Below are 26,629 nucleotides of genomic sequence, written 5' to 3' on the forward strand. Positions count from 1 at the left end.
CGCTCATGACCATCACCCGCAGGACCGCCCTCACCGGCGCTGGCGCCGGCATCGCCCTCTTCGCCATCGGCCGCCCGGCCCTGGCGCAGGCGACGAAGCTGCGCTTCGCCCATCCGCATCCCGAAGCCGACAGCTGGCACAAGGCGGCGCTGCTCTTCGCCGAGCAGGTCAAGGCCAAGAGCCAGGGCCGCTACGAGGTCCAGGTCTTCCCGAACGGCGCGCTCGGCTCGGACGCGCAGACGATCAGCGCGGTGCGCGGCGGTTCGCTCGACATCTGCCTGACCGGCAACCCGTTCTTCACCGGCCTCGCGCCGAAGCTGAACGTGCTCGACCTGCCCTTCCTGATCCAGAGCCGCAAGCACGCGGCGGCCGTGATGGACGGCCCGATCGGCGATGGCCTGCGCAAGGAACTCGAAGGCTCGAACCTGAAGGCGCTCGCCACCTGGGAGATCGGCTGGCGCAACCTGACCAACAACCGCCGCCCGGTCGTGACCGCCAACGACCTCAAGGGCCTGAAGATCCGCACCACGCCGAACCCGGCCCATATCAAGGCCTTCCAGTTGCTCGGCGCCATCCCGACGCCAATGGCCTTCACCGAGCTCTTCACCGCGCTGGAGACCGGCACTGTCGACGGCCAGGAGAACCCGGTGACGCTGATCCTCAACGCCAAGTTCAACGAGGTGCAGAAGCATCTCTCGCTGACGCGCCACGCCTTCACCACCGGCCCGGTCGTGATGAACAAGGGCAAGTTCGACGCGATGCCGGCCGACATCCAGCAACTGCTCGCCTCGATCGCCCTCGAATGCGCCGGCATCCAGCGCAAGATGAACGAGGACACGGAAGGCTCGAGCCTCGACGCGCTGAAGAAGGCCGGCATGCAGGCGGTCGAGAATCCCGATCGCGATTCCTTCGCCAAGGTCGTCACCGCCGAGGTCGAGAAGGAGTTTGTCGGCAAGTACGGCAGCGACGTGCTGGACGCGATCAAGAAGACTGCGGTCTGAGGGCCCACGCCTCGACACCGTCATGCTCGCCCTTGTGGCGAGCATCCACGTGCTGAACACCGCATTGTGTCCAAACAGGCGTGGATGGTCGGGACAAGCCCGACCATGACGCGCTCGACAGGCAGGAGAGCAATCCTCCCTATCTCACAGCCCCGGGAGACGATTTTGGCGCAGCTGTCGACCTAGAGAGAACGTTGTCGGCTTTTTGCGCGGCGCCATGGCGCAGCGACGGACTCAGGCATAGCTCAGCCTCCACTGAGCAACCGCCTGCCGAGGCCAGCCATGACGACTGCGCGCCAGCTTCACTTGGGGGCCTTCATGCGCCCCGTCAGCATCCATACCGGCGCCTGGCGCTATCCCGGCGCCTATCCCGATGCGAACTTCAATTTCGGTCACCTCAAGCGCTTCGCGCAAAAGCTGGAGGCCGGCAAGTTCGACGCCTTCTTCATGGCCGACCATCTCGCCGTGCTGAACATGCCGGTCGAGGCCCTGAAGCGCAGCCATACCGTGACCTCGTTCGAGCCGTTCACCCTGCTCTCGGCGCTCGCCGGCGCGACCGAGCGGATCGGCCTCGTCGCCACCGCCTCGACAACCTTCGACGCGCCCTATCACATCGCCCGACGCTTCGCCTCGCTCGACCATATCAGCGGTGGCCGCGCCGGCTGGAACATCGTCACCACCTCGAACCCGGACGCCGCGCTGAATTTCGGCCTCGACGCCGAGGTCGACCACGGCGAACGCTATGACCGGGCACGCGAGTTCTACGATGTCGTCACCGGACTATGGGATTCCTTCGCCGACGACGCCTTCATCCGCGACCGCGAGAGCGGACTTTATTTCGACCCGGATAAAATGCGGCGGCTCGATCACAAGGGCGAGCATCTCTCGGTGCGCGGGCCGCTCAACATCGCAAGACCACCGCAGGGCTGGCCGGTGATCGTCCAGGCCGGCGCCTCGGAACCCGGCCGCCAGCTTGCCGCCGAGACGGCCGAGGTCGTGTTCGCCGCGCATGGCACGCTCGCGGCCGGCCAGGCCTTCTATGCCGATGTGAAAGGCCGGATGGAGCAGGCCGGCCGCAATCCCGACCACCTGAAGATTCTGCCCGGCGTGCTGACCGTGGTCGGCGACAGCGTCGAGGAAGCGCGCGAGAAGCGGGCGCTGCTCGATTCCTTCGTGCACTATGACAGCGCCATCGCCTCGCTTTCGATCGCGCTCGGCCATGACGCGACCGGCTTCGATCCGGACGGCCCGCTTCCCGAGATTCCCGAGACCAACCACAGCAAGAGCGGCCGCGAGCGGACGATCGCGCTCGCCCGCCGCGAGAACCTGACCGTCCGGCAACTCGCCCAGCGCCTTGGCGGCTATGGCGGGCTCGCCTTCGTCGGCACGCCGAAGACGATCGCCGACGAGATGGAGCAATGGCTCACCGAGCGCGGCAGCGACGGCTTCAACGTGATGTTCCCCTATCTGCCGGAGGGGCTCAACGACTTCGTCGACAAGGTCGTGCCCGAATTGCAGCGACGCGGCCTGTTCCGCCGGGAGTATCAGGGGCCGACGCTGCGCGACCATCTCGGCCTGCCGCGGCCGGCCAACCGGCATTTCGCCTGAATATTCCCTAGGGGACCGCCGCCGGGGACAATTGCGCCTGCTGTCATCAAATCTTTGAACAGCCGTTTCATTGACCCCGCAGCGGTGATTGCGAATGATCTGAACACCGAACCGCCGCGATGCGGGCCGGTCGCGGGATTTGCCGGAGCAGCTTGCACCGCGTCACCAAAGCTAAAAGCACCACGAGACTGTCGTGGGCTCCCAATCTGGAGACGCATGATGGTCTACGTGCTCTATTTCGCTACACGGCAGCTGCGGCGGCTCTCTGCCTTCCTGCTCTGGACGCGCAGCTGTCCCCCACCCTCCGACCGGTCATAACCCTCGCAAAATCCGCGCGGGCGGCGCATATCCAGCCTCGACGGTACGGAGGCGACGATGTTCCAGGCGGCGACGATCTCGGCCAGCGACAAGCCGGGTTTCTACAGGGAGCTCGTCCAGCAGCTCCAAGGCCTGCTGCATGGCGAGCGCGACGCGATCGCCAACGCCGCCAACCTTTCGGCGCTGCTCTTCGACGCGATGCCGCGGCTGAACTGGGCCGGGTTCTACCTGATGCGCGGCGGCGAACTCGTGCTCGGCCCGTTCCAGGGCAAGCCGGCCTGCGTGCGCATCCCCGTAGGGCGCGGCGTTTGCGGCACGGCCGTTGCCAAGCGTGAATCCATTCTGGTCGAGGACGTCCATGCCTTCCCCGGCCATATCGCCTGCGACGCCGCTTCGCGCTCCGAGCTCGTCGTGCCGCTGATCCGCGATGGCGATGTCATCGGCGTGATCGATCTCGACAGTCCGGAGCCCGGCCGCTTCGACGCCGACGACCAGGCCGGCATCGAAGCGATCGCCAATATCTATCTCGAAGCCAGCGACCGCTTCTGATCGGGCCGCTCAGCTGGCTACGATCAATTCGCAGCGTGCGTCACGGATCATCTGCGCCGTCGACGCTGCCGGCTGGCGGTCGGTCACCAGCGTCGAGATCTCGCTGAGATGCGCCAGGCGCGACATCGCCACCCGGCTGAACTTGGTGTGGTCGGCGAGCAGCACCGAGCGGCGGGCATTGCGCAGCATGGTGCGTCCGACCACCGCCTCGTCGTCGCGGTATTCGAGCAGGTTCCCGGCCGCATCGATGCCGCCGATGCTGGTCATGTGCAGGTCGCAGCGATAGTTCTCGATGAAGGCGGCGGCGTGCATGCCGCCACAGGCGCGGTTCGGCCCGAGCCAATGCCCGCCGGTGATCAGGATCGAGATCTCCGGACATTTGTCTAGGATCGCCGCCGCTGCCGTGCTGTTGGTGACGACGCGCAGGCCGCGCGGGCGGCGCTCGGCGATCGCCTTGGCGAGCGCGTCCATCGTCGTGCCGGGCGTCATGAACAGCGAGGTGCCTGGCGTCACCAGCTCGGCGGCGGCCTGCGCCATCGCGGCCTTCTCGCCGGCCGTCTCGACGACGCGCAAGCCGTAGTCGGTGTTCGCCGTGGAGAGATTGGCGCTCGCTCCGCCATGATGGCGGCGCAGCAGGCCGCGGTCGGCGAGGTCCTGCAGATCGCGCCGTACAGTCTGGGGTGTGACATTGAAGGCCGAGACGATCTCCTCGATCGCGACATAGCCGCGCTTGCCGAGGATATCGAGAATGTCGGCGTGACGTTTGCTCAGCGGTTCCATTGCAGGCCTGCCTCAGAGCCGAATCCGGGCCGGCTTCATAGCCCGATTGGCTGGAACTCTCTACGACCGCAGCGTCTCTACACGCAATGCGCGTTTGCGAAAATGGTGTTGCGAAAGTGAAAGCGTCGGGCATCATCACTTTCGCTGCGCAACCGGATCCTGCCAGCACGACAGAGAATGAGATCCGGCGGGACGAAACATGCTGACCACGCGGCCAGGAAGCCGGCGGATCCGCCGCCATGCCCACCTCTCCCAATTGCTCGCCTTTGCCGGCACGGGATGGCGGGCATGAGCGGCCGCCTGATCGTCTGCGTCGGCAACCTCGTCCAGGACGAGGTCTTCGAGGTCGAGGCCCTGCCCTCGGCCGGCATCAAGACCGGCGTGCTGGGCTATACCGAGCGCTTCGGCGGACCGGCCGCGACGGCCGCGGTGGCGATCTGCCATCTCGGCGGGCAAGCCTCCTATTGGGGCCGGGTCGGCGCCGATGCCGCCGGCGAGACGGGCCTGCGGCTGTTGCGCGGCCACGGCGTCGACTGTAGCGGCGTCGCCATCCTATCCGAAGGGCGCACGCTGCGGGCAATCGTCCTGGTCGACCGACGCGGCGAGCGCAGCATCGTCTCGAACCGGCGCAGCCTGTCGCAGGATGCGAGCGTGCTGCCGCAAGGAGGGCTCGATGGAGCAGGCGCCGTGCTGGCCGATACGCGCTGGCCGGGCGGCGCGGAAATCGTCCTCGATCGCGCCCATGCCGCCGGCATTCCCAGCGTCCTCGATGTCGATGGCGGCACGCCGGAGGATACTCGCCGCCTGATCGCCAAGGCCGACCACATCGTCTTCTCGGCCGAGGGCCTGCGCGATTACGCCGGCGACGGCTCGGCCGAAGAGCTGTTACGGCGCTGCGCCGATGGCTCGGACAAGGTCTTCGCCGTGACGCGCGGCAGCGCCGGCAGTCTCTGGCTGATCGGCGGCGAGTTCGTCGGTGTCCCCGCCTTCAAAGTCGCGGCGAAGGACACCACCGGCTGCGGCGACGTCTTCCACGGCGCCTATGCGCTTGGCCTCTGTGAGGGCCAGAGTCCTCTTGAGGCAGCGCGCCTCGCAGCCGCCGTCGCGGCGCTCAAGGCCGAGCGTGCCAATGGCTGGGACGGCATGCCCGATCGCGCTGCGGTTCGGGCCCTACTTGCGACCGGCGAGACCTATCCGAACTGAGGCCCGCTTCGATTGCGCATTGCAACATGGCTTATGCTGCAATGCGCGAAAACGATAATATGACTTGCGATAACGAAAGCGCCGTGCATTCATTGCGAACGTGACGAGGCAGCGGCCCGACCAGCCTCGCCGGACGCCCGGACATCCGCCGGCGCTGTCCGTTTCGAAGCCGTTCTCGAAGGTATGACCCATGGCATGCGCCTCGCTCGCTGATCTGACCGATGACCTCAAGACGATCGGCGTCGACCTCGCCGGCTCCTCGCCCGACTTCAGCAAAAGCAAGCGCCCGCCGGATGCGATGATCGACCGCTGGGCCGAGACTGCTGCGCTGGCCGAGCCGGAGACGCGCGCCGTGGCGATCTGGGCGATCCGCGAGGCCGCCCATGCCGCCGGCATCGTGCCGGCCTCTATCCAGGAACTCTATCTCGCCTGCGCCGCCGGCAAATGGTCGGGCAAGACCGTGCCGGCGATGAACCTGCGCGGCTGGAGCTATCACACCTGCCGCGCCGTCTTCCGCGCCGGCCAGGAGCTCGATTCGAAGCTCTTCATCTTCGAGCAGGCGGTGGGCGAAGCGCTGTACGCCCAACAGCCGCCGCTGGAATACGCCGCGGCGGTGCTGGCGGCGGCGCTGCGCGAGGGCTATGTCGGCCCGGTCTTCCTGCAGGCCGACCACGACCAGATCAACGCGAAGGCCTATCTCGCCGATCCGAAGGCGGAAGTTCGCAAGCTCGAGAACATCATGCGCGAGCAGATCGCGGCCGGCATGTACAGCATCGACATCGACGCCTCGACGGTGGTCGACCTGTCGCTGGCGACGGTCGAGGACCAGCAGCGCGTCAATGCCGAGCTGACCGCGCATTTCACCGAATTCGTGCGCGGCATCGAGCCGAAGGGCGTCTCGATCTCTCTCGGTGCCGAGATCGGCGAGGTCGGCCACGAGAATACGACGCCGGAAGAGCTGCGCGCCTTCATGAAGGTCTATCTGGAGGAGATGGCCAAGCGCGGCGCCAAGCTGCCGATCGTCAGCAAGATCTCGATCAATTCCGGCACCTATCACGGCGGCAAGGTGCTGCCGGACGGCACGCTTGCCGAGGTCAACGTCGACTACGATCTGCTGAAGACGATCTCGACGATCTGCCGCAAAGAGTACAACATGGCCGGCGCGGTCCAGCATGGCGCCTCGACCCTGCCAGGCACGCAGCTCGCCAAGCTCCCGAAGGCGGAGGCGGTCGAAGTCCATCTCGCGCTCGGCTTCAACAACCTGATCTTCGACCACCCGGCCCTGCCGCAGGCGATCAAGGACCAGATCCGCGAGTACACCTTCGCCAATCACCTCTCGGAGAAGGGGGCGGGCGAGACGGATGCGCAGTTCTTCTACAACACCCGCAAGAAGTCCTGGAAGGTGATGAAGAAGCCGTTCTGGGAGATGCCGAAGGAAGCCGAGACCGCGATCATGGCTTCGCTGCAGGGGATGTTCCGCAACATGTTCACCTGGATGAACGTGGGCGGAACCAGCAGGCTGGTCGACGAGAACACCACGCTGGTCAAGGTCGCCCCGCCGGTACCCGAGGCTCTGCGCAAGGCGCGCGCGGCCTGAACTACTTCGTGACTACGGCGCGCCCGCAACGACGGGCGCGCCGCTCAAGCCCAAAAACGATAATCAACCGGGAGGAAACGCATATGGATCAGCATCGCAGGTCTTCCTTGCTGACGCTCGCGGCGATGGCGTTCGCCTCGGCGATCAGCCTGCCGACGCTCGCTCTCGCCCAGCAGAAGGAGGTTCGCTGGGGTCAGTGGAAGGGCACCGAGGTCGGCGAGAAGTTCATGGGCGAGCTCAAGGCCGCCTTCGAGAAAGACCATCCCGACATCAAGCTGACGCCGGTCGACTCGCCGTTCACCGGCTTCCATGACCGTGCCATCGTGCTGCACCAGGCCAAGAAGCTGCCGGACGTGCTGCTGGTCCAGGTCGACTGGGTCGCCGAGTTCGCCGATCTCGGCATGATCGAGCCACTCGACGAGCGCATCGCCAAGGAGCCGAAGGAGTTCTTCTCCAACATCCCGGAGACCTTCCATGCGAAGTGGAAGGGCAAGCAGTACTATCTGCCGATCGAAAGCGGCGCGGTGGCGCTGTTCTGGAACACCGACCGCTTCAAGGAGGCCGGTCTCTCAGGCCCGCCGAAGACCTGGGACGAGTTCGCCGAGTACGCGCGCAAGCTGACCAACCCGGACAAGCGCCAGTTCGCGATCACCGGCACGCTCCAGGCCGAGCCGCCGACCAACATGACCTACGACATCTACCCGCTGCTGCTGCAGGGCGGCGCGACGCTGATGGACCCGGCGACCAACAAAGCCGTGTTCAACAGCCCCGAGGGCGTCGCCGCGATCGAGTGGTACATCGACCGGGTTAACAAGGACAAAGTCTCGGTGCCGGGCGTGCTGAGCAATGGCGAGAAGGAAAAGCGCGCCAACTTCGCCTCCGGCAATGTCGCGATGATGTTCGAGGGGCCGTGGGGCGTAGCCATCCAGAAGCAGCTCAACCCGAACCTGAACTACGACATCGCCCCGCTGCCGAAGGGCAAGAGCACCGGCACCATGGTGCGCGGCTCGCTCAACACCATCAGCAGCCAGGCGCAGGACAAGGACGCAGCCTGGACCTTCGTGAAGTGGCTCTCGGGGCCGAAGGGAATCGAGATGTGGGCGAAGGGTTCGGGCGGCTTCCCCGCGCGCACCGACGTCGCCAACCAGGACTGGTTTAAGGAGCGCAAGCTCTTCCAGGCCTTCGTGACGCAGATGGCGCAGCCGAACGCGCAGTCGCCGTTCCTGTCCATGCCCAACGCCGTGCAGATGAACAAGGTGATGAGCACCGAGATCCAAAACGCCGTGCAGGGTAAGAAAACCGCCAAGCAGGCGCTGGATGACGCCGCGGCCGAGTGGAACAAGGTGCTCTCCGCGGCCAAGTGATCCCTCGGGATTCACTCTGTCAGTCGTCCCGGGCGACCGAAGGGAGACCCGGGACCCATGCCTGAGCCTTCGTCTGTGAGGCTCCGGAATGGATCCCAGATCGGCGCGGCTTCGCCGCTTGTCCGGGATGACCCCGATTTTCTGACAGGCCGGCTCTGAGCCGCGCTTCCGCAACGATCGGCGAGTCATGCTGCTGACGCTCAAACGCAAATACCGCGAGGAAGTCCTGGCCGCGTCCTTCCTGTGGCCGTCCCTTCTCATCCTCGTCGCGCTCCTGATCTACCCGCTGATCGACGTGGTCCGCCTGAGCCTCCACGACAGCAACCTCCAGCGCGAGGTCTGGGTCGGCTTCGGCAACTACATCGCGCTCGCCAACGACCCGCTGTTCTGGCGCGCCTTCTGGCAGACCGTCATCTTCACCTTCTTCAGCGTCGTGCTGCATCTGGTGATCGGGCTCGGCCTGGCGCTCCTGCTCAACATGAACCTCGACCCGGCCTTTCGCACGCTCGCGCGCGGCCTGCTGATCGTGCCCTGGCTGCTGGCGCCGACCGTCGCCGGCATGATCTGGGTGCTGATGCTGCAGCCTTTCGGCGTATTCAACGGACTCCTCGCCTCGCTCGGCATCATCGACGCCAACTTCACCATCTCCTGGCTCGGCGATCCCTCGACGGCGCTGGGGTCGGTGACGGCGATGAACGTCTGGCGCGCGTTCCCCTTCTTCATGGTGATGCTGCTCGCCGGCCTGCAGGCGATCCCCAAGCAGCTCTACGAGGCCGCCGAGATCGACGGCGCCTCGCTGTTCCGGCAATTCTGGCACATCACTTTGCCGCAGCTGCGCGGCGTCATCACCACGATCGTGCTGCTCGACTCGATCTGGACGTTCCGCGCCTTCGACCCGGTCTATGTGATGACCGGCGGTGGCCCGGCGCACAGCTCGGAAGTGCTGGCGACGGCGATCTATTTCGACGGCTTCCAGAAGCTGAAGTTCGGCTACGCCTCGGCCGAGGCCGTGGTCATGTTCATCGTGCTCTTCATCGTGAGCGCCATCTATGTCCGCCGAACCATGAGCAATCAGCAATGACCGTCGCCCAGTATGGCGCTGTCGCGCATACACGTCCCTATCTCGGCAAGATCGGCATTCGCGGGCGCGAGCGCCTGATCAATGCCGCCTCCTATCTCCTCCTGCTGATCGCGATCGCGATCGTGTTCTTCCCGCTCGCCTGGATGCTGACGGTCTCGGTCAGGCCGAACATCGAGGTGATGCGGATGCCACCGACATGGCTGCCGCAGGTGTTCACGCTTGAGGGCTACCGCAAGATCTTCGCGAGCCCGCGCTATCTGCTCGTCTTCGCCAATACGATGATGGTCTCGCTGGTGGTGACCGCGCTCTCGCTCCTCCTCGGCGCGATGGCGGCCTATGCGCTGGCGCGCTTCAAGTTCGCCGGCCAGCGGGCGGTGCTGATGTTCCTGATCACCACGCAGATGTTCCCGCTGGTGCTGCTCTGCATCCCCTATTTCCGGATCTTCATCACGCTCGGGCTCTACGATACCCGGACCTCGCTGATCGTGGTCTACCTGACCTTCACCCTGCCCTTCTGCATCCTGATGCTGCGCAGCTACTTCATCAACATCCCGCGCGACATCGAGGAAGCGGCCATGGTCGACGGCTGCTCGCGGCTGGGCGCGATCTTCCGGACGCTGGTGCCGATGTCCTATCCCGCCTTCATCGGCGCCGGGCTCTACACCTTTCTGCTCGCCTGGAACGAGTTCCTGTTCGCGGTGGTGCTGATCGAATCCTGGGAAAACCGGGTGCTGACCATGGCGATCTACAGCCTGATGGCCGAGTTCGTCACCGACTGGAACACGATGATGGCCTTCTCGGTGCTGGCAAGCCTGCCCCTGGTGATGGCCTTCATCTTCCTGCAGAAGTTCATGGTCCAGGGCATGACGGCGGGCGCGCTGACGTCGTAGCGCGGGCTCACCGCCGTTCCATCTCGTTATGCTCGCCCTTGTGGCGAGCATCCACGTCTTGAACACCGCATTGCTTGAGCGAAGACGTGGATGGCCGGGACAATCCCGACCATACGGGAGAGGCAGCGACTTACCCCGCCGGCACAGTCAGCCCTGTCTTGACCCGGTCCATCGCGACGAAGGTGCGGAACTTGCGGATATTCGCGTCGGCGAAGAAGAGCCGGCGGGTCAGCGCCTCATAGGCCGCCATGCTCGGCACCAGCACGACCAGCATGAAATCGACCTCACCGGTAACGTAATAGCACTGCTGCACCTCCGGCGCGGCGAGGAAGGCGCGCTTGGCGGCGTCGATATCCTTCGCCGTCTCGCTGACCAGCTCGATCTCGACGAAGATGGTGATCGGATGGCCGAGCGCCGCCGGCTCGACCACCGCGACATTGGCGGTGATGACGCCGTCCTTCTCCATCCGGCGGATGCGGCGCTGCACGGCCGGCGCCGACAGATTGACCTTCTCGCCGATCACCCGCTGCGGCGTGGTGTTGTCCTCCTGCAGGATCGCGAGGATCGCCCGGTCGAAAGCGTCGAGGGTGGAGGCGGATGGTTCGCTCAAGCGAAGCTCCAGGGAGAATGATTATGAAACAAACTTGCAAGGCTGGCGGATGATTGCAGCGCCTTTTTCGCGACGCTTGCAATATCCCTTCGCTGGATATCGCAAAGAGGCAAAACCATGCTCCTGCTCAACCAACTCCCGGATTTCCGCCAACCGCTCCATCCGGTCGATGCGCAGACGCTCGGCTCAAGCGGAGCCGACGCGATCGAGCGGCATCTCGCCGGGCGGGCCGAGCATGTGCCGACACCGCTGCGCGCCCTACCAAGCTTGGCCGCGGAGCTCGGCATCGGGGCGCTGCATCTCAAGGACGAAGGCCAGAGGCTCGGTCTCGGCAGCTTCAAGGCGCTCGGCGGCGCCTATGCCGTCACGCGCCTGGTGCTGGAGGCGGCAGCTGAGCGGCTCGGACGAACGCTCGACGAAGCCGAGCTGACCTCGCCGGAGGTTCGCGCGATCGCATCCGAAATGACCTTCGCCTGCGCCACCGACGGCAATCACGGCCGCTCGGTCGCGCAGGGCGCGCAGCTCGTCGGCGCGCGCTCGGTGATCTTCATGCATGGCGGCGTCAGCGAGCCGCGAGCCGCGGCGATCGCCCGCTTTGGCGCGCAGATCGTGCGCGTCCCAGGCACCTATGACGATTCCATCGTCGAGGCGGCCCGCGTCGCCGATGAAAAGGGCTGGACGACCGTCTCCGACACCTCCTGGGACGGCTATGAGCGAATCCCCGGCCTAGTCATGCAGGGCTATACCGCCATCATCCGCGAGGCGCTGCGGCAGCTGCCGGAGCCGCCGACCCATGTCTTCGTCCAGGCCGGCGTCGGCGGCATCGCGGCGGCAATCGCGGCGCAGCTTGCGCTGGAGTTTGGCGAGAAGCGGCCGGTCTTCATTGTGGTCGACCCGGCTCGCGCCGCCTGCCTGTTCGAGAGCGCCCGCGCCGGGCGACCGACCAAGATCGCCCATGGCGAGCCGACAGTGATGGCGATGCTGGAATGCTACGATCCCTCGCCTTTGGCCTGGCGCGTGCTATCGCGCGTCGCCGATGCCTTCATGACGGTCGAGGACGAGGTCGCGGTCGAAGCGATGAACCGGCTGGCGCGCCCGGCTGGCAGCGACCCGGCCATCGTCGCCGGCGAGAGCGGCGCGGCCGGCTTCGCCGGGCTGCTGGCAGCGCTGCGCGATCCGCAGGCCCGCGCAGCGCTGAAACTCGACGCATCCTCGCGCGTCTTCGCCGTCGTCACCGAGGGCGCGACCGATCCAGAGCGCTACGCCGAATTGGTCGGGCTGACGCCGGCCGACGTCGCCGGGACGGCGTGATGTCGGAGAAGCTGACGCTGCTCTACCAGAGCCATTCGCCCTATGCCCGCAAGGTTCTGGTCTGCGCCCATGAGCTCGGGTTGGTCGACCGTCTCGATGTCGTCCACCATGAGACCAGTCCGACCAACCGCAACGACGCCGTGTTCGCGCAGAACCCGCTCGGCAAGGTGCCGGTGCTGCTGACGCCCGATGCCGGCGCTCTCTTCGATTCCGTGGTTATCTGCGACTATCTCGACCGGCTCGCCGGTAAGGGCTCGCTGATCCCGTATGACGCGCCGGCGCGCTATGAAGCGCTGCGGCTGCAAGCGCTGGCGCAGGGCCTGTGCGATGCCGGCATCGCGGTGCGCTGGGAGACCGAGCGCCGGCCGGAGGCGCTGCGCTATCCGCCGCTCGCCGAAGGGCAGACGACCAAGCTGCTCGAAGCCTATGACTATCTCGAATCGCAGGCCGATCTCGACGGGCCGGTCACGGTCGGTCAGATCGGGCTCGCGACCGCCCTCGGCTGGCTGAGTTTCCGGCGCCTGCCGGATTTCCGCGCGCGGGCGCCAAGGCTCGCCGGCTGGTATAACCGCTTCAACCAGCGCCCGTCGATGCGCGCCACGCCCTATGAGGGCGAGACGCAGGACTGAGCCTCAGCTCTCGATCGGCACCATCGCGGCAACAGCCAAGTCGCCAGGACGCTCGCTCTGGGCCAATCCCTCGGCGACGCCGACGCGATCTGCCAGCGGGCGGTTCTGGCTCATCTTGCGTTTGCCTTCGAGCCTCGTGATCGGGATGCGCAGACCGACGATGCCGCGCAGTTGCGCCTTCACGAACTCGGGCGGCGCGTCATCGACCGTCCAGGGCTCCGCCCGCGTGCCCTCATGCAGATTGGTGAGGCGCGTCACCGCATCGAGCAGACGCTCGGGATCGTCGAAGAACTCGGCCGGGCCATAGGCGTGGACCGCCTGGTAGTTCCAGGTCGGCACGACCTTGCCGGTCTCCCGCTTGGTCTCGTACCAGGACGGCGTGACATAGGCGTCGGGCCCGTTGAACAGCACCATAGCCTCGCCGATCGCCGCGGCCTTCCATTGCGGATTGGCGCGGGCGAGATGGCCGTGGAGCACGCCGAACTCGCCCTCCTCCTCCGCCAGGATCAGCGGCAGCGGCGTCGCGAGCAGCCCTTCGGCGGTGGCGGTGACGAGGGTGGCGAGCCGGCAGGCACGCATCATCGTGTGGATCTCGGCGCGGTCGTCGACGCGGAAGGCCGGCGGCGTGTACATGAAACAGGTCTCCTTGCGGTCGCCGCCGTCATGCCGCTAATCTGGCCCGCATGAAACGACCAGTTTCAAGCATTCCTACTGGACCAGCTGAAAACGAGATCGGTGCCCAACGCCGGGTCATCGCGGCGATCAAGCGCGAGATCGCGGCCGGTGTGCATGCGCCTGGCTCGCGCCTGCCGTCGACGCGGGCGCTCGCCGCCGAATGGGGCCTGTCGCGCACCACCGTCACAGCCGCCTTCGAGCAATTGGCCGCCGAGGGCTATCTCGAAACCCGGCCGGGCGCGCGGGCTCGGCTCGCGGCGGGGCTGGCACAAGTGGAGTCGGCAGCGGAAGACACTCCCGAATCTCGCACGACCAAACTTTCCGCCTATGGCCAGCGGCTGGCATCCGCCGCGCCGATCCCATGGAGCCCGCAGCCTTTCCCGATCGATTTCCGCTATGGCGAGCTCGCCGGCGGCGATTTCCCGACATTGGCCTGGCGACGGGCTCTGACGAAAGCCGTGACCAGGCGACCTGCCCGCCTGCGCTACGGCGATCCGCGCGGCCTGCCGGAATTGCGGGCCGCCTTGCAGGGCTATCTCTGGCGCGGCCGCGGCCTGCGCTGCGATATCGACGACATCCTCGTCGTCAACGGCTCGCAACAGGGCTTCGACCTCTGCACGCGGCTGCTGCTCGACCCCGGCGACCGAGTCGTGATCGAGGACCCTGGTTACAATCTGGCGCGCCAAGCCTTCCTGGCGGCGGGCGCCGAGCTTGCGCCCCAGCCGGTCGATCGCGAGGGCATGCAGACCGCAGCGCTGCCGCCGGCACGGCTAGCCTTCGTCACGCCCTCGCATCAATTGCCGCTCGGCAGCATCCTCTCGGCGCCGCGCCGGCAGGAACTGCTCGCCTGGGCGGCGCGCCATGGCGCCTTCGTCATCGAGGACGATTACGACGCCGAATACCGCCACGGCGTCGGCCCGGTGCCGCCTTTGCGCTCGCTCGACCAGGCCGGCAGCGTCATCTATCTCGGCACGGTGTCGAAGACGCTCTCGCCGACCCTGCGGCTCGGCTATCTCGTGCTGCCGCCGGCGCTGCGCGAGATCTTCGCCAGGGCCAAGCGCATGGTCGACCGGCATACGCCCGAACTCGAACAAGCCGCCCTGGCCGAGCTGATCGAAAGCGGTGCCTATGAGCGGCATGTCCGTCGCATCCGGCGCCGCAATGGCGAGCGACGAGCCGCCCTGCTGAAAGTGCTGCGTGAGCGGCTGGGCGAGCGCGTCAGTATCGTCGGCACCGATGCCGGCCTCCATATCCTCGCCTGGATCAACGGGCTGCCGCAAACGCGCGAGGCCGAGCTGACGGAGCGGGCAGCGGCAGCCTCGCTCGGCCTCTATGGCGTCAGCGGGCTCTATGACCGGCCGGACGATCCTGAGCGCCGCGCCGGCCTCGTCATCGGTTATGCGGCGCTCGACGAGGCGCAGATCGCCGCAGGCATCGCGCGATTGGACGGGCTGCTGCGCGAACTCGGTGCGTAGACCTCAATCCCGGTACACCGGCTCCTCGGCGTCGAGCTGGCGGCGGATCGAGGCCAAGTGCAGGCGCGCCGATTCAGGATCGCCTTCGCGCATCTGCTGGTAGGCCGCTTCGGCGATCTCGCGCTTCACCGGCAGCACCTGGCGCCCGGTCGAAAGCGCGAGCGCCTGCACCTCGCAAGCGCGCTCGAGATAATAGAGATCGTCCCAGGCCTCGGCGATGGTCGGGCCGAGCACCATGACGCCATGGTGCTTCATGAAGACGATGTCGGCGTCGCCGACCGCGCCGGCGATGCGGTCACCCTCGCGCTCGTCGAGGGCAAGGCCGTTATAGTCGCGATCGAACGCGGTGCGGCCGTAGAACTTCAGTGCCGTCTGGCCGGCGAAGATCAGCGGATCGCCCTCGGTCATCGAGAGCGCCGTCGCATAGGGCATGTGGGTGTGGAAGGCGACGCGGGCGCGCGGCAGGTTCTTGTGGATGCGGGCATGGATGTAGAAGGCGGTCGCCTCGGGCTGGCCCTCGCCGGCGACGACATTGCCGTGGAAATCGCAGATCAGCAGTTTTGATGCGGTGAGCTCGCGGAAGGCCCAGCCATAGGGATTGACGATGAAGAGGTCGTCATAGCCCGGCACCAGCGCCGAGAAATGGTTGCAGATGCCTTCCTCGAAGCCATAGCGCGCCGCCGTGCGGAAGCAGGCGGCAAGATCGCGCCTGGCCTCCCAGATTGCATCGGAGTCGAGGTTCGGCTGGTTCGGGCCGGCGGAAGCGGTCGCCGGCGTCGCGCCGGGCTTGAGTGAGTGTGCCATGACGCCAGTCTAGGGCTGCTCTGGAACGAGGCAAGCGAGCTGCCCTGCGCCTGGTGAAGACACCTGTGCTGATGCCCGCATGGCGGCGGCCTCCTCAGGCAGAGAGCCAGTGAAGCGACCCCGGGGCGAGCTTCAGCCTGGCCTCGCTCCCGACCTCGAACAGTTCGCGCCCGGACTGGAACGGCATGTCGACCGCTACCTCGGCAGAGCCGATCCGGGCGCCATAGCGGACGCTGGCGCCGAGGAATTCGCGGTTGGCGATGACACAGGGCAAGGACAGCGCGCCCTCCTGCGAGCCCGCCGGCTCGACGAGGCTGGCATGCTGCGGCCGAAAGACCAGCGCAGCGCCATCGGGAACGGCGGCCCCGTCGCCGATCGGGAACTTCACGCCGCCCTCGATCTCGAAGCTGCGCTCCGCGCCGCTGCCGACCACGCGCCCCTTCAGGATGTTGGCCGTGCCGAGAAAGCCGGCGACGAAGAGGTTGGCTGGGCGCTCATAGAGCTCCATCGGCGTGCCGACCTGCTGGACGATGCCGTCGTTCATCACCGCGATGCGGTCGCAGATCGAATTCGCCTCCTCCTGGTCATGGGTGACGAATATTGTGGTCAGGCCGAGCCGCTGCTGCAAATCGCGCAATTCGCGCCGGACCTGCACGCGCATCTTGGCGTCGAGATTGGAGAGCGGCTCGTCGAGCAACAGCACCTTGGGCTCGACCGCGACGGTGCGGGCGACCGCGACGCGCTGCTGCTGGCCGCCGGAGAGCTGCGAGGGCCGGCGCTCGGCGAGATGGCCAAGCCCGACGAGGCCAAGCGCCGCCTCCACCCGCCGCTCGATCTCGGCGCGCTTCACGCCGCGCTCCTCCAGGCCGAAGGCGACGTTGCGGCGAACGCTCATATGCGGCCAGAGTGCATAGGACTGGAAGACCATGCCGACATCGCGCTTCCACGGCGGCAAGCGGGAAATATCCTGTCCGCCGATCGTGACCCTTCCGGTATCGGCTTGGTTGAAGCCGGCGATCAGGCGGAGCAGCGTGGTCTTCCCGCAACCGGAAGGGCCGAGAAAGGCGAAGAACTCGCCGGGCTCGATCGAAAGGTTCACGTCCTTCAGCACATGGTTGTCGCCATAGGACAGGTTGACGCCCTCGATCGCGACCGAGACGGCCGGCGTGGTCAGGGAGACGTTTGCGTTCATGTCAGTGGCCCATTCCCTTGGCCTTCTGGCTGCGTTCGACGATGAGGTGCGACAGGAAGGTGCAGGCCGCGACGAGCACGACCGCGACGACGCCGAGCGCCGCGCCAGGGCCCCGCCCGGCGGCCGACTGCATGAAGACGTAGAGCCCATAGGCCAGCGGCGCATCGGAATTGGATTGCACCAGCATCAAGGTCGCGGAGAGCTCGACCGCCGCCGTCGCGAACGAGGTGACGAAGCCGGCGAGGATGCCGCCGGTCATCAGCGGCACGACGATGCGGCGCACCGTGCGGGCCTTGGTGGCGCCGAGGTTCTCGGCCGCCTCCTCCAGCGAGACCGAGATCTGCTGCAGCGCGGCATGGCAGGCCCGCAACGCGTAGGGCAGGCGCCGGATCGCCAGCGCCATGACGATGGTGATCCAGAGCGCCGCAAGCGGCGTGCCGTCCGGCAGGGTGATGCCGTAGAAGGTCCTGAGATAACCGATGCCGAGCACGACTCCGGGGATGGCGAGCGCCGCCGTGGCCATCCAGTCGAGCCATTCGCGGCCGACGAGCTTCGTGCGCAGCACGAGATAGGCGATGGCCACGCCAAGCACGACATCGATGCCGCCGGCGATGGCGGCATAGATCAGGGTGTTCTTGATATAGAGCGAGCTCTCGCCGAAGACGCGGCCGTAATGGGCGATCGTGTAGGCGTCCGGCAGCGGCGAGAACGACCAGATCGTCGCAAAGGAGAGCAGCAGCAGCGCCAGATGCGGCGCCAGCACCAGCGCCAGGATCAGGATGACGACGCCATAGCCGAGCACAGCCTCGTGCGGGCGCATCACCCGCCGGGCGAGCCCGCCGCCGCCGCGCTGGGTCGTGGCGTAATCACGGCCTTTCAGCGCCAGCGCCGAGAGCCACATCGCCAGCACCGAGGCGACGATCAGCACGACCGAGATGACGTATCCCATCGGGTCGGCGATGCCGATCGAGGTCACCCGCAGATAGGCCTGCGGCGCCAGCATGTCCTTGACGTTGAGCAGGAGCGGCGTCGCCAGATCGTCGAAGACCTTGACGAAGACCAGCGAGGCCCCGGCAAGATAGCCCGGCAGCGCCAGCGGGAAGACGATGCGCCGGAACAGGCGGAATCCGGAGGAGCCGAGGTTCTGCGCGGCCTCCTCCATGGCGCGGTCGATATTGCGCAGCGCCGCCGAGAGATTGATCAGGATGAACGGAAAATAATGGACGGATTGGACGAAGATGACGCCGTTCAGCCCTTCCATGAAATCGATCTTGAAGCCGAACCAGTCGTCGAGCAGCAGGTTGATCGAGCCATTGCGGCCGAAGAAAAGCTGCATCGCCACCGCCCCGACAAAGGGCGGCATGATCAGCGGCAGAAACCCGAGCGTCTGGACGATCGCAGCGCCGCGAAAGGCGAAGCGCGTGGTGAGATAGGCCAGCGGCAGCGCCAGCACCGAGGCCCAGACCACCGACATCGCAGAGACATAGAAGGAGTTCCACAAGGAGCGCATGAACAGCTCGGTGCGGACGAAGTCGTAGAAATTGACCAGCGTGAAGGTCGAAGTGCCCTTCTCGGTAAAGGCGACATAGATCACCGTCGCCACCGGCAGCACCAGGAAGACGAGCAGGAAGGCGGCGATGGCGAGCGCCAGCGCGATCTGGCCGGGCGTGGCGGCGAGCGCGCGGGACGGAGTAGCAGGGACGGCGGTCATGTCTGGCCTTGCGAGAGGGCGTCATGCCCGGGCTCGACCCGGGCATCTCCGGACGAGTGGCGCAGCTTCAGCGGAGCCATATCCGGAATGAGATTCCCGGGTCGGCGCATACGCGCCGCCAGAGAATGACGCACGCTCACTTCGCCGCCTTCAGCGCCTCCTCGGCCTTGGCCTTCGCCTTGGCGTAGTTGTCGCGGGCGAAGCTCGCCCATTGCGCCTCGACCTCAGCCTGGCGCGCGCCCTTCTCCTTGCCGCCAGTGAAGGCGGCGCGCAGCTCGGGACTTGCGGCTTGCGCCTCCGTCACCGGCAGGGCGGCGATCAGGTTGCGCGCCTCGTCGGCGAGCGCCTTGGCCTGGGCGCTCGGCTTCTTGGCCAACGCGGCGTCGACCTCGTGCAACGTCTTGGTGACGCCCTTCAGTGCATCGAGCTGGAAGGAGATCAACTGGTCGAACAGCGTGTCGACGACCGCGGTGCGGGCTTCCGACTTGTCGACGTCGAAGCCGATCATCTTCTGGAAGCGCGGGTCGGTGAAGGGGTTGGGATAGTCGGCGCCGGCCTTGGCATAGACCGCCGGATTGACCGGCAGGCGGCGGATGCCGGGCTCGAGCAGCACCTCCTGCCCGGTGGGCGAGAGCAGGAACTCGATGAAGGCCTCGGCCGCCGCCTTGTTCGGCGGATTGGCGATGATGCCGACATTGGCCGGCACGACGGTGGTCACGGTCGGGTAGACGAACTTGACCGGGAAGCCCGAGGCCTGCGCCGAGAAGGCGAAGAAGTCGATGACGATACCGACGCCGACCTGTCCGGAGTTGACCGCCTCCGGCACGCCGAAGGAGCGCTCGGTGATCGAATGGAAATTGCCGGACATTTCCTTGAGCGTCCGCCAGCCCTTCTCCCAGCCCTCGCCCTGCAGGATGGTCTCGACGGTCAGATGCGTCGTGCCCGAGCGTGCGGGCGAGGCGATCGAGACGTGGCCGTAGAAGGCCGGCCTGGCGAGGTCCTGCCAATCCTTGGGCTCGGGCAGCTTGTTGGCCTTGGCGTAGCGCTCGTTCCACATGATGCCGTAGCCCGACGCCGCGAAGCCGAAATAGAAGCCGGCGGGATCGTTGATCGGATAGGAGCCGATCTTCTCGGGGATGCCGGACGCCTTGGGCTTGTAGGCGGTCAGCAGCTGCTTGCCCTTCAGCACCTCGAACGCGTCGGGCGCCGAGGCCCAGAACAGGTCGACCTGGTTGTTGGCCTTGGTCTCCTCGACATATTTCACGCCGGCATTGGTGTTGCGGTTCTGGACTTCGAGCGTCACGCCCGGCACGGCCTTCTCGAAGGCCTTCTTGATCGGGTCCGTGACGTCCTTCGAGAACGAGGTCACCACCGTGACCTTGCCCGCCGGCGCCTGCGCGTGAACGGCCGAGGCTGCCAGGGCCAGTCCGAGCGCCGAGACGAGCGCGATCCTGCGAGTGAACATTCTGATCCTCCCTATCGTTTTCCGTGTCCGCCGGCGTCGAGGCCAACGGTGGCAAAGCGGGAATCCGGATTGCCGTTGTCGCAAAACTGTCACAAAAGGCGCAGGCATGTCATCCCGCTCTTTGCCGCGGGCAGACTAAGTTGGCGAGAGGCCGTTCCGATGCTGGGCTGGTTCCAGAAGCTGTTGCCGAAGGAAGACAAGTTCTTCGTGCTGTTCGAGCGTCATGCGCAGACGCTGCAGGCCGGCGCGGCAGCGCTGGACGGCGTCCTTAGCGGAACGACAGCGATCGCGGCCGGCTGCGCCGAGATCTTCGCCGAGGAGAACCGCGCCGATACGATCGCCGGCGAGGTCATGCTCGAGGTCGGCCGCACCTTCATCACCCCCTTCGACCGCGGCGACATCGAGGAGTTGATCGGCTCGATGGACGACGCCATCGACCAGATGCAGAAGACGGCCAAGGCGATCCAGCTCTTCGAGGTCGAGCGCTTCGAGCCGAGCATGCAGGAGCTCGGCAAGACCATCGTCACCGCCTCGCACAAGGTCGGCGAACTCCTGCCGATGCTGCGCGACATCAAGAAGCACGCCGTCGGCATCGGCGCGCTCGCCAAGGAGATCGGCGCCATCGAGGAGCATTCCGACCGGCTCTACGACCAGGGCCTGAAGGAGCTGTTCAAGGCCCATCGCGGCAGCGACGCCATGGGCTTCATCGTCGGCGCCGAGATCTACGACCACCTCGAAAAGGTGGTCGACCGTTTCGAGGACGTCGCCAAGCGCGTCAGCCGCATCGTGCTCGAACATCTCTGAAAGGCGCACCGCGCCGTGGACATCGCCAGCCTCGCCCCTGCCCTCATCTTCCTGATCGCCGTCGCGCTGCTGTTCGATTTCCTGAACGGCCTGCACGACGCCGCCAACTCGATCGCGACCATCGTCTCGACGCGGGTGCTGGCGCCGCAATGGGCGGTGTTCTGGGCCGCCTTCTTCAACTTCATCGCCTTCCTGTTCTTCGGCCTGCACGTCGCCCAGACGGTCGGCTCCGGCATCATCCAGGCGACGATCGTCGACGACCGGGTGATCTTCGGCGCGCTGACCGGCGCGATCGTTTGGAACGTGGTGACCTGGATCGCCGGCATCCCGTCGAGTTCCTCGCATGCGCTGATCGGCGGGCTTGTCGGCGCCGGCCTGTCGAAGGTCGGCTTGTCCTCGATCGTCTGGTGGGGGCTCGGCAAGACCTTCCTCGCGATCTTCATGTCGCCGGCGATCGGCTTCGCGCTTGCGCTGCTCCTGGTCCTGATCGTCTCCTGGACCTTCCTGCGGGTGGCGCCCATCAAGGTCGATTCGACCTTCCGCCTCCTGCAATTCGTCTCGGCCTCGCTCTATTCGCTCGGGCACGGCGCCAACGATGCGCAGAAGACGATGGGCATCATCGCTGTGCTGCTGTTCTCGCATGGCATGATGGGCGACACATTCTCGGTGCCGTTCTGGGTGGTGATCACCTGCCAGGCGGCGATGGCGCTCGGCACGCTCTGCGGCGGCTGGCGCATCGTCCACACCATGGGCTCCAAGATCACCCGGCTCTCGCCGCAGCAGGGCTTCTGCGCCGAGACCGGCGGCGCGATCACCCTGTTCATGGCGACCTATCTCGGCGTCCCCGTCTCGACCACGCACACCATCACCGGCGCGATTATCGGCGTCGGCGCCGCGCGGCGGGTCACGGCGGTGCGCTGGGGCGTCGCCCGCGGCATCGTCTTCGCCTGGATCGTCACCATGCCGGCGGCGGGCCTGATCTCGGCACTGGCCTATCTCCTGTCAGGCTTCTTCCTGACCGGGCGTTGAGCCAAAGCGTCAGCCAAGCAGCGGCAGCGCATAGGTCGGGCTTCGCCCCGCACGAGCGAAGAGCGCAAGACAGCTCGCCGGATCCATCGACGCGCCATCCCAAACGATCTCGCCGCGATGGATGCCGCCGCCGATGAAGACACTGTCGATGCCGGCGCCTTGCGCACCGGCGATGTCGTGCGCCAGCGAATCGCCGATCGCCACGACGCGGCTGCGGTCGAGCCCGAGCTTCGCCAGGCAGGTGCGATAGATGCGCGACTCAGGCTTGCCGTGATAGCGCACGATACCACCGAGCTGCTCGTAGGCGCGCGCGACGAGGCCCGGCGCCTCCTGCAGACCGCCATCGGGGCTAGCGCGATGCATGTCCGGATTGGCGCAGACCATGGGCAGGCGCCGCGCGCTGGCCGCTTCGAGCAAGCTCATCCAGCCGGCGACCGACTGCCGGGGCGGGTCCATCGTCATCAGCAGGATGAAGTCGGCCAGGGCGACGTCATCGACCAGGTCGAGGCCGAGCCCTTGCGCCAGATGCGCCTCGCCCTCGCGTGCCAGCAACAGGCAGCGCCGGCCGAGCGCGCGATGGAACGGTTCGTCGCGCGCCGCTAATGCATCGCGGGCGTCGTCCCCGGCCGAGACGACCTCGTCATAAAGATCGCGTGCAAAGCCGAATTTCGCCAGCTGCGCGGCATTCTCGGCGCCACGGCGCCCGGAATTCGAGAGGATGATCACGCGCTTGCTCGCCCGGCGCAGCATCTCCAGCGCGGCGACGGCACCCGGATACGGCCGGATACCGTCATGCAGCACGCCCCATTGGTCGAGCAGGAAGCCGTCATAGCGCGGCATCAACGCCGCGAGATCGTCCGGGAAGGTTGTAGGAGAAAGGCTCTGCATCGTCAGGGTTGGTGAGCGCCCGACCGTCGCGGTGGACAAGACCACTATAGTCGTAAGTCGAGACGTTTCGCCCGGCTGGAATATGACAGTTTTGTGTCACATACTATAGCCAGCTCATAATCAAGATCGACCGGGAGAGACGCCGACCATGACCAAGATGCTGACTTGCCTGACCGCCACGACCTCGCTGCTCGTCGGCCTCGGGCTCGCTGGGGCGGCGCAGGCACAGGACGCCTGCCCCAATCGCGGCCAGCTCGACACGATGTATTGCGACGCCAACAAGGACCTGGTCGCCGACGTGCCGACCGATCCGTCGAAGCTGAAGGACCCGTCGGCGCTGGTCTGGGCCTATACGCCGGTCGAGGACCCCGCCGTCTACGCCAACATCTTCAAGCCGCTGACCGACCATCTCGCGGCCTGCACCGGCAAGCGCATCGTCTACTACCCCGTCCAGTCGAACTCGGCCGAGATCGAGGCGATGCGCTCCGGCCGCCTGCATTTCGCCGGGTTCTCGACCGGGCCGACCGGCTTCGCCGTCAACCTCGCCGGCGCGATCCCGTTTGCCGCCAAGGGCTCGGCGGCCGGCGTGCGGGGCTACAATCTCGTCGCCGTGGTCAAGGCCTCCAGCCCCTACCAGAAGCTGTCGGACCTCAAGGACAAGAAGGTCGCCCACACTTCGCCCTCGTCCAACTCAGGCAACCTCGCCCCGCGCGTGCTCTTCCCCGAGCACGGGCTGGAGGCCGACAAGGACTACAAGCCGCTGATGTCGGGCGGCCACGACAAGTCGATCCTCGGCGTGGTCTCGGGCGACTACGACATGGGCGCCGTCGCCGGCGACGTCTATGAGCGCATGATCGTGCGCGGCACGATCAAGAAGGACGACACCCGCGAGATCTATCGCAGCGCGATCTTCCCGACCTCGTCCTTCGCCTATGCGCACGATCTCAAGCCCGAGCTCGCCAAGAAGCTGACCGACTGCTTCTTCTCCTTCCGCTTCACCCCGGAAATGACCAAGGAGTTCAACGGCGACGACCGCTTCCTGCCGATCACCTACCAGAAGGACTGGGCGATCGTGCGCGATGTCGCCGAGAAGTCGGGCACGCCCTACAACAAGTCGGCCTACGACGCCGAAGCCAGGCGCGAGGCCGAGGCCGCCGCCAAGAAGGCGCAGCAGCCCGCGCCGGCCAAGCCCTGACCGAAAGTCTTTCGCAGCTCATGAGCGCCCTTCCCGTCGCAGAGGCGCCCGGCCATGGCCGGGCGCTCGTTATCCGCAACCTCGTCAAGGAGTATCGCAAGGGCCAGCCGGTCCTGCGCGACATCTCGCTCAGCGTCTCCGAGCCCGGCATCGTCGCGATCATCGGCCCGTCCGGCACCGGCAAATCGACGCTGATCCGCTGCATCAACCGTCTGGTCGACCCGACCTCCGGCTCGATCATGCTCGGCGGGATCGATCTGGCGAAGCTGCAGGGCGAGCCTCTCAGGGCGGCGCGCCGGCGCCTCGGCATGGTCTTCCAGGAATACAACCTGGTCGAGCGGCTGACGGTGATCGAGAACGTGCTCTGCGGCCGCCTCGGCTATGTCCCGGTCTGGCGCGCCTGGACGCGGCGCTTCCCTGAAGCAGACATCGCCCGCGCCTTCGCACTGCTGGAATCGGTCGGCCTCGGCGACTTCGCCACCCGCCGCGCCGACCAGCTCTCCGGCGGCCAGCGCCAGCGCGTCGGCATCGCCCGCGCGGTGATGCAGGAGCCGGACCTGATCCTCGCCGACGAGCCGACCTCCTCGCTCGACCCCAAGACCTCGGTCGAGATCATGGAGCTGCTCGCGAAGGTGGGCCGGGAGCGCGATATCCCGGTGCTCGTCAACATCCACAACGTCGCGCTGGCGCGACGCTACGCGCTGCGGATGATCGGCATGTCCAAGGGCCTCGTGATCTATGACGGGCCGCCGGCCGGGCTGCAGGACAGCCATCTCGCCGAGATCTATGGCGGCGAAGGCTGGATGGAATGAGCGCCCCTCCTGTGAGCGCCGGCGGCAGCCTGCGCGCCCGCGCCTTTCCGCCGAACTGGCCGCTGCGCCTCGGCGCGGTGCTGTTCGTTGCCTATGTCATCTACGCCGCCGGCATCGTCGACATCCGCTGGGAGCGCTTCGTCCAGGGCCTCGGCAACGGGGCGCGCTTCCTTGGCCGCATGTTCCCGCCGAACCTGGCGCACGACAAGCTGCAGCTGCTCGCGCAGGGCATGCTGGAATCGCTGCAGATCGCCATCATCGCCACCGGCGCCGGCGTGCTGCTGGCCTTGCCCGTCGGCCTCTGCGCCGCGCGTAACCTGATGCCTCTGCCGGTGACGATCCTGGCGCGCGGTCTCATCGCGCTCTGCCGGACCTTCCACCCGGTCATCGTCGCCATCCTCTTCGTCAAGGCGGTCGGCTTCGGTGCGCTCGCCGGCATCCTGGCGCTGATCGTCGCCACCATCGGCTTCATCGCCAAGCTGATCGCCGAGGCGATCGAGGAGATGTCGATGAAGCCGATCGAGGCGCTGCGCGCCGCCGGCTCGCCATTCCTCTCGGTCGTGGTCATGGGCGTGGTGCCGCAGGTGCTGCCGCGCTTCATCGGCTTTGCCGCCTACCAGCTCGACTCGAACCTGCGCAATTCCGCCCTCGTCGGCCTGGTCGGCGGCGGCGGCATCGGCGCGACCCTGTTCACCGCCTTCCAGCGCTTCGACTACGACTTCGTGCTGACCATCATCATCGCGATCATCCTGGCTGTGATGGCCGGCGAAATTCTCTCCGCCTTCATGCGCCGCGTCTATCAGGACGAAGCGCCGAGCGGCGAGGTCAAGCAAGGCGCCTCCGGCCCGGTCTGGCATCGCTTCACCGCGGCCGAGCGCGGCATGCGCCTCGCCTTCTGGGGCGTAGCGGCCCTGGCGCTGGGCTGGTCGGTCCAGACCATCGAGGTGATCCCGGAATTCCTCTACGACGCGCCGGCGCAGACGGTCGACCTCTTCGCGAGGATGTGGCCGATCGACTGGGCCTACTTCCCCAAGACCGTGCAGCAGGCGCTGATCGAGACGCTGCATACCGCGACGCTTGGCACGGTGCTGGCGATCCTCATGGCGACCCCGGTCGCGCTGATGTGCGCCCGTAACATCTCGTCCTCGATCTGGGTCAACACGCTCGGCCGCTTCATCCTTGTCGCAACGCGTTCGGTGCATACGCTGGTCTGGGCGCTGCTCTTCGTCGCCATCTTCGGCCCCGGCGCCCTCGCCGGCGTCATGGCGGTGGCGGTGCACTCGATCGGCTTCACCGGCAAGTTCCTGGCCGAGGCGATCGAGGAGGCCAAGCCCGGCCCGATCGAGGCGCTGCGGGCCGCCGGCGCGCCTTGGCGCTCGGTGCTGCTCAAAGGCTTCTGGCCGCAGGTGAAGCCGGCTTTCCTCGCCGTCAGCCTGTTCCGCTGGGACATCAATGTGCGCGAGAGCGCCGTGCTCGGCCTGGTCGGCGCCGGCGGCCTCGGCGTCGCCCTGCAGGCGGCGATGGACAATCTCTACTGGGATCAGGTCGGGCTGGTGCTCGTCGTGATCTTCGCGGTCGTGGTCGTCACCGAGATCGTCACCGCGACGCTGCGCGCAAAGGTGATCTGAGACGGGAGGC

General features: G+C 66.6%; 24 protein-coding genes. 16 read left to right on the plus strand and 8 right to left on the minus strand.

The genetic code is table 11. The features are described 5' to 3' along the window. The first annotated feature begins 5 nt into the window (after window positions 1-5). The 3 genes from BMZ21_RS03440 to BMZ21_RS03450 all read left to right on the plus strand — a co-directional run bounded on the left by BMZ21_RS03440 (window position 6) and on the right by BMZ21_RS03450 (window position 3,476). Window positions 6-1,001 (plus strand): TRAP transporter substrate-binding protein, encoded by a 996-nt coding sequence (locus BMZ21_RS03440; RefSeq protein WP_091829741.1) that lies wholly within the window; start codon window positions 6-8, stop codon window positions 999-1,001. 282 nt (window positions 1,002-1,283) lie between these two features. Next, window positions 1,284-2,609, plus strand: a complete 1,326-nt coding sequence (locus BMZ21_RS03445) for an LLM class flavin-dependent oxidoreductase (protein WP_091829743.1) — start codon at window positions 1,284-1,286, stop codon at window positions 2,607-2,609. Between the two features lie 375 nt (window positions 2,610-2,984). Further along, a complete protein-coding gene (locus BMZ21_RS03450; RefSeq protein ID WP_091829746.1) occupies window positions 2,985-3,476 on the plus strand; it encodes a GAF domain-containing protein in 492 nt (163 codons plus the stop codon). Between the two features lie 9 nt (window positions 3,477-3,485). Here BMZ21_RS03450 and BMZ21_RS03455 read toward each other — a convergent pair whose 3' ends face one another. Then, window positions 3,486-4,256, minus strand: a complete 771-nt coding sequence (locus tag BMZ21_RS03455) for a DeoR/GlpR family DNA-binding transcription regulator (RefSeq protein ID WP_091829748.1) — start codon at window positions 4,254-4,256, stop codon at window positions 3,486-3,488. Window positions 4,257-4,544: 288 nt separating this feature from the next. Between BMZ21_RS03455 and BMZ21_RS03460 the strand changes: the two genes are divergently transcribed. From BMZ21_RS03460 to BMZ21_RS03480, 5 genes are all read left to right on the plus strand, one after another. Further along, complete coding sequence (locus BMZ21_RS03460) at window positions 4,545-5,459, plus strand: PfkB family carbohydrate kinase (RefSeq protein ID WP_167561511.1); 915 nt, start codon at window positions 4,545-4,547, stop codon at window positions 5,457-5,459. A 190-nt stretch (window positions 5,460-5,649) separates the two neighbouring features. After that, a complete protein-coding gene (locus BMZ21_RS03465) occupies window positions 5,650-7,056 on the plus strand; it encodes a beta/alpha barrel domain-containing protein (RefSeq protein WP_091829753.1) in 1,407 nt (468 codons plus the stop codon). Between the two features lie 83 nt (window positions 7,057-7,139). Beyond that, entirely contained in the window at window positions 7,140-8,420 is a 1,281-nt protein-coding gene (locus BMZ21_RS03470; RefSeq protein ID WP_091829755.1) for an ABC transporter substrate-binding protein, read from the plus strand. Between the two features lie 187 nt (window positions 8,421-8,607). After that, window positions 8,608-9,501: a carbohydrate ABC transporter permease gene (locus tag BMZ21_RS03475; protein ID WP_091829757.1), complete on the plus strand. Its 894-nt coding sequence runs from the start codon at window positions 8,608-8,610 to the stop codon at window positions 9,499-9,501. Beyond that, window positions 9,498-10,391, plus strand: a complete 894-nt coding sequence (locus BMZ21_RS03480; protein WP_091829759.1) for a carbohydrate ABC transporter permease — start codon at window positions 9,498-9,500, stop codon at window positions 10,389-10,391. The genes BMZ21_RS03475 and BMZ21_RS03480 overlap by 4 nt, the downstream gene beginning before the upstream one ends. A 130-nt stretch (window positions 10,392-10,521) precedes the next feature. Here BMZ21_RS03480 and BMZ21_RS03485 read toward each other — a convergent pair whose 3' ends face one another. Then, window positions 10,522-11,001: an Lrp/AsnC family transcriptional regulator gene (locus BMZ21_RS03485; protein WP_091829761.1), complete on the minus strand. Its 480-nt coding sequence runs from the start codon at window positions 10,999-11,001 to the stop codon at window positions 10,522-10,524. A gap of 117 nt (window positions 11,002-11,118) precedes the next feature. Between BMZ21_RS03485 and BMZ21_RS03490 the strand changes: the two genes are divergently transcribed. Both BMZ21_RS03490 and BMZ21_RS03495 read left to right on the plus strand, forming a co-directional pair. Then, the gene (locus tag BMZ21_RS03490) at window positions 11,119-12,312 is read left to right on the plus strand and encodes a diaminopropionate ammonia-lyase (protein WP_091829763.1); all 1,194 of its coding nucleotides are present in this window, start codon (window positions 11,119-11,121) and stop codon (window positions 12,310-12,312) included. Window positions 12,313-12,323: 11 nt separating this feature from the next. Beyond that, window positions 12,324-12,941, plus strand: coding sequence for a glutathione S-transferase family protein (locus tag BMZ21_RS03495; RefSeq protein WP_091830569.1), 618 nt, complete (start codon window positions 12,324-12,326; stop codon window positions 12,939-12,941). Between the two features lie 3 nt (window positions 12,942-12,944). Here BMZ21_RS03495 and BMZ21_RS03500 read toward each other — a convergent pair whose 3' ends face one another. After that, complete coding sequence (locus BMZ21_RS03500) at window positions 12,945-13,574, minus strand: FMN-binding negative transcriptional regulator (protein ID WP_091829765.1); 630 nt, start codon at window positions 13,572-13,574, stop codon at window positions 12,945-12,947. A 50-nt stretch (window positions 13,575-13,624) separates the two neighbouring features. On the opposite strand from BMZ21_RS03500, the gene pdxR reads away from it, so the two are divergent. After that, a complete protein-coding gene (gene pdxR / locus BMZ21_RS03505; RefSeq protein WP_091829767.1) occupies window positions 13,625-15,091 on the plus strand; it encodes a MocR-like pyridoxine biosynthesis transcription factor PdxR in 1,467 nt (488 codons plus the stop codon). 3 nt (window positions 15,092-15,094) lie between these two features. Here pdxR and BMZ21_RS03510 read toward each other — a convergent pair whose 3' ends face one another. The 4 genes from BMZ21_RS03510 to BMZ21_RS03525 form a co-directional block, all read right to left on the minus strand. Then, window positions 15,095-15,895, minus strand: a complete 801-nt coding sequence (locus BMZ21_RS03510; protein WP_091829769.1) for an aldolase — start codon at window positions 15,893-15,895, stop codon at window positions 15,095-15,097. 94 nt (window positions 15,896-15,989) lie between these two features. Further along, the gene (locus tag BMZ21_RS03515; RefSeq protein WP_091829771.1) at window positions 15,990-17,087 is read right to left on the minus strand and encodes an ABC transporter ATP-binding protein; all 1,098 of its coding nucleotides are present in this window, start codon (window positions 17,085-17,087) and stop codon (window positions 15,990-15,992) included. A gap of 1 nt (window position 17,088) precedes the next feature. Further along, on the minus strand, window positions 17,089-18,798 hold the full coding sequence (locus tag BMZ21_RS03520) for an ABC transporter permease (RefSeq protein WP_091829773.1): 1,710 nt from the start codon (window positions 18,796-18,798) through the stop codon (window positions 17,089-17,091). Window positions 18,799-18,934: 136 nt separating this feature from the next. Next, window positions 18,935-20,263, minus strand: a complete 1,329-nt coding sequence (locus BMZ21_RS03525; protein ID WP_091829775.1) for an ABC transporter substrate-binding protein — start codon at window positions 20,261-20,263, stop codon at window positions 18,935-18,937. A 159-nt stretch (window positions 20,264-20,422) separates the two neighbouring features. Between BMZ21_RS03525 and BMZ21_RS03530 the strand changes: the two genes are divergently transcribed. After that, window positions 20,423-21,067, plus strand: coding sequence for a DUF47 domain-containing protein (locus BMZ21_RS03530; RefSeq protein ID WP_091829777.1), 645 nt, complete (start codon window positions 20,423-20,425; stop codon window positions 21,065-21,067). A gap of 21 nt (window positions 21,068-21,088) precedes the next feature. After that, on the plus strand, window positions 21,089-22,096 hold the full coding sequence (locus tag BMZ21_RS03535) for an inorganic phosphate transporter (RefSeq protein WP_425285408.1): 1,008 nt from the start codon (window positions 21,089-21,091) through the stop codon (window positions 22,094-22,096). A gap of 9 nt (window positions 22,097-22,105) precedes the next feature. Here BMZ21_RS03535 and BMZ21_RS03540 read toward each other — a convergent pair whose 3' ends face one another. Beyond that, window positions 22,106-23,023 (minus strand): TIGR01459 family HAD-type hydrolase, encoded by a 918-nt coding sequence (locus BMZ21_RS03540; RefSeq protein ID WP_143079641.1) that lies wholly within the window; start codon window positions 23,021-23,023, stop codon window positions 22,106-22,108. A gap of 109 nt (window positions 23,024-23,132) precedes the next feature. Between BMZ21_RS03540 and phnD the strand changes: the two genes are divergently transcribed. Genes phnD through phnE form a run of 3 tightly spaced genes read left to right on the plus strand, consistent with a single transcriptional unit; the run spans window position 23,133 to window position 26,619 of the window. Then, on the plus strand, window positions 23,133-24,179 hold the full coding sequence (gene phnD / locus BMZ21_RS03545) for a phosphate/phosphite/phosphonate ABC transporter substrate-binding protein (RefSeq protein WP_425285401.1): 1,047 nt from the start codon (window positions 23,133-23,135) through the stop codon (window positions 24,177-24,179). Window positions 24,180-24,199: 20 nt separating this feature from the next. After that, window positions 24,200-24,991 carry a phosphonate ABC transporter ATP-binding protein gene (gene phnC, locus BMZ21_RS03550; protein WP_091829783.1) on the plus strand — a complete coding sequence of 264 codons (792 nt, stop codon included), beginning with the start codon at window positions 24,200-24,202 and terminating at the stop codon, window positions 24,989-24,991. Next, entirely contained in the window at window positions 24,988-26,619 is a 1,632-nt protein-coding gene (gene phnE, locus BMZ21_RS30735) for a phosphonate ABC transporter, permease protein PhnE (RefSeq protein WP_244543677.1), read from the plus strand. The genes phnC and phnE overlap by 4 nt, the downstream gene beginning before the upstream one ends. Window positions 26,620-26,629: the final 10 nt, after the last annotated feature.

This window comes from Allobosea lupini (assembly GCF_900109525.1).
In the GTDB taxonomy this organism is placed as follows: Bacteria; Pseudomonadota; Alphaproteobacteria; order Rhizobiales; family Beijerinckiaceae; genus Allobosea; species Allobosea lupini.

Bases quoted from the DNA above. Each gene is read 5' to 3' on its own strand.
- BMZ21_RS03440 (WP_091829741.1), top strand. From the start codon at position 6: ATGACCATCACCCGCAGGACCGCCCTCACCGGCGCTGGCGCCGGCATC.
- BMZ21_RS03445 (WP_091829743.1), top strand. From the start codon at position 1,284: ATGACGACTGCGCGCCAGCTTCACTTGGGGGCCTTCATGCGCCCCGTC.
- BMZ21_RS03450 (WP_091829746.1), top strand. From the start codon at position 2,985: ATGTTCCAGGCGGCGACGATCTCGGCCAGCGACAAGCCGGGTTTCTAC.
- BMZ21_RS03455 (WP_091829748.1), bottom strand. From the start codon at position 4,256: ATGGAACCGCTGAGCAAACGTCACGCCGACATTCTCGATATCCTCGGC.
- BMZ21_RS03460 (WP_167561511.1), top strand. From the start codon at position 4,545: ATGAGCGGCCGCCTGATCGTCTGCGTCGGCAACCTCGTCCAGGACGAG.
- BMZ21_RS03465 (WP_091829753.1), top strand. From the start codon at position 5,650: ATGGCATGCGCCTCGCTCGCTGATCTGACCGATGACCTCAAGACGATC.
- BMZ21_RS03470 (WP_091829755.1), top strand. From the start codon at position 7,140: ATGGATCAGCATCGCAGGTCTTCCTTGCTGACGCTCGCGGCGATGGCG.
- BMZ21_RS03475 (WP_091829757.1), top strand. From the start codon at position 8,608: ATGCTGCTGACGCTCAAACGCAAATACCGCGAGGAAGTCCTGGCCGCG.
- BMZ21_RS03480 (WP_091829759.1), top strand. From the start codon at position 9,498: ATGACCGTCGCCCAGTATGGCGCTGTCGCGCATACACGTCCCTATCTC.
- BMZ21_RS03490 (WP_091829763.1), top strand. From the start codon at position 11,119: ATGCTCCTGCTCAACCAACTCCCGGATTTCCGCCAACCGCTCCATCCG.
- BMZ21_RS03500 (WP_091829765.1), bottom strand. From the start codon at position 13,574: ATGTACACGCCGCCGGCCTTCCGCGTCGACGACCGCGCCGAGATCCAC.
- pdxR (WP_091829767.1), top strand. From the start codon at position 13,625: ATGAAACGACCAGTTTCAAGCATTCCTACTGGACCAGCTGAAAACGAG.
- BMZ21_RS03510 (WP_091829769.1), bottom strand. From the start codon at position 15,895: ATGGCACACTCACTCAAGCCCGGCGCGACGCCGGCGACCGCTTCCGCC.
- BMZ21_RS03515 (WP_091829771.1), bottom strand. From the start codon at position 17,087: ATGAACGCAAACGTCTCCCTGACCACGCCGGCCGTCTCGGTCGCGATC.
- BMZ21_RS03520 (WP_091829773.1), bottom strand. From the start codon at position 18,798: ATGACCGCCGTCCCTGCTACTCCGTCCCGCGCGCTCGCCGCCACGCCC.
- BMZ21_RS03525 (WP_091829775.1), bottom strand. From the start codon at position 20,263: ATGTTCACTCGCAGGATCGCGCTCGTCTCGGCGCTCGGACTGGCCCTG.
- BMZ21_RS03530 (WP_091829777.1), top strand. From the start codon at position 20,423: ATGCTGGGCTGGTTCCAGAAGCTGTTGCCGAAGGAAGACAAGTTCTTC.
- phnD (WP_425285401.1), top strand. From the start codon at position 23,133: ATGACCAAGATGCTGACTTGCCTGACCGCCACGACCTCGCTGCTCGTC.
- phnC (WP_091829783.1), top strand. From the start codon at position 24,200: ATGAGCGCCCTTCCCGTCGCAGAGGCGCCCGGCCATGGCCGGGCGCTC.
- phnE (WP_244543677.1), top strand. From the start codon at position 24,988: ATGAGCGCCCCTCCTGTGAGCGCCGGCGGCAGCCTGCGCGCCCGCGCC.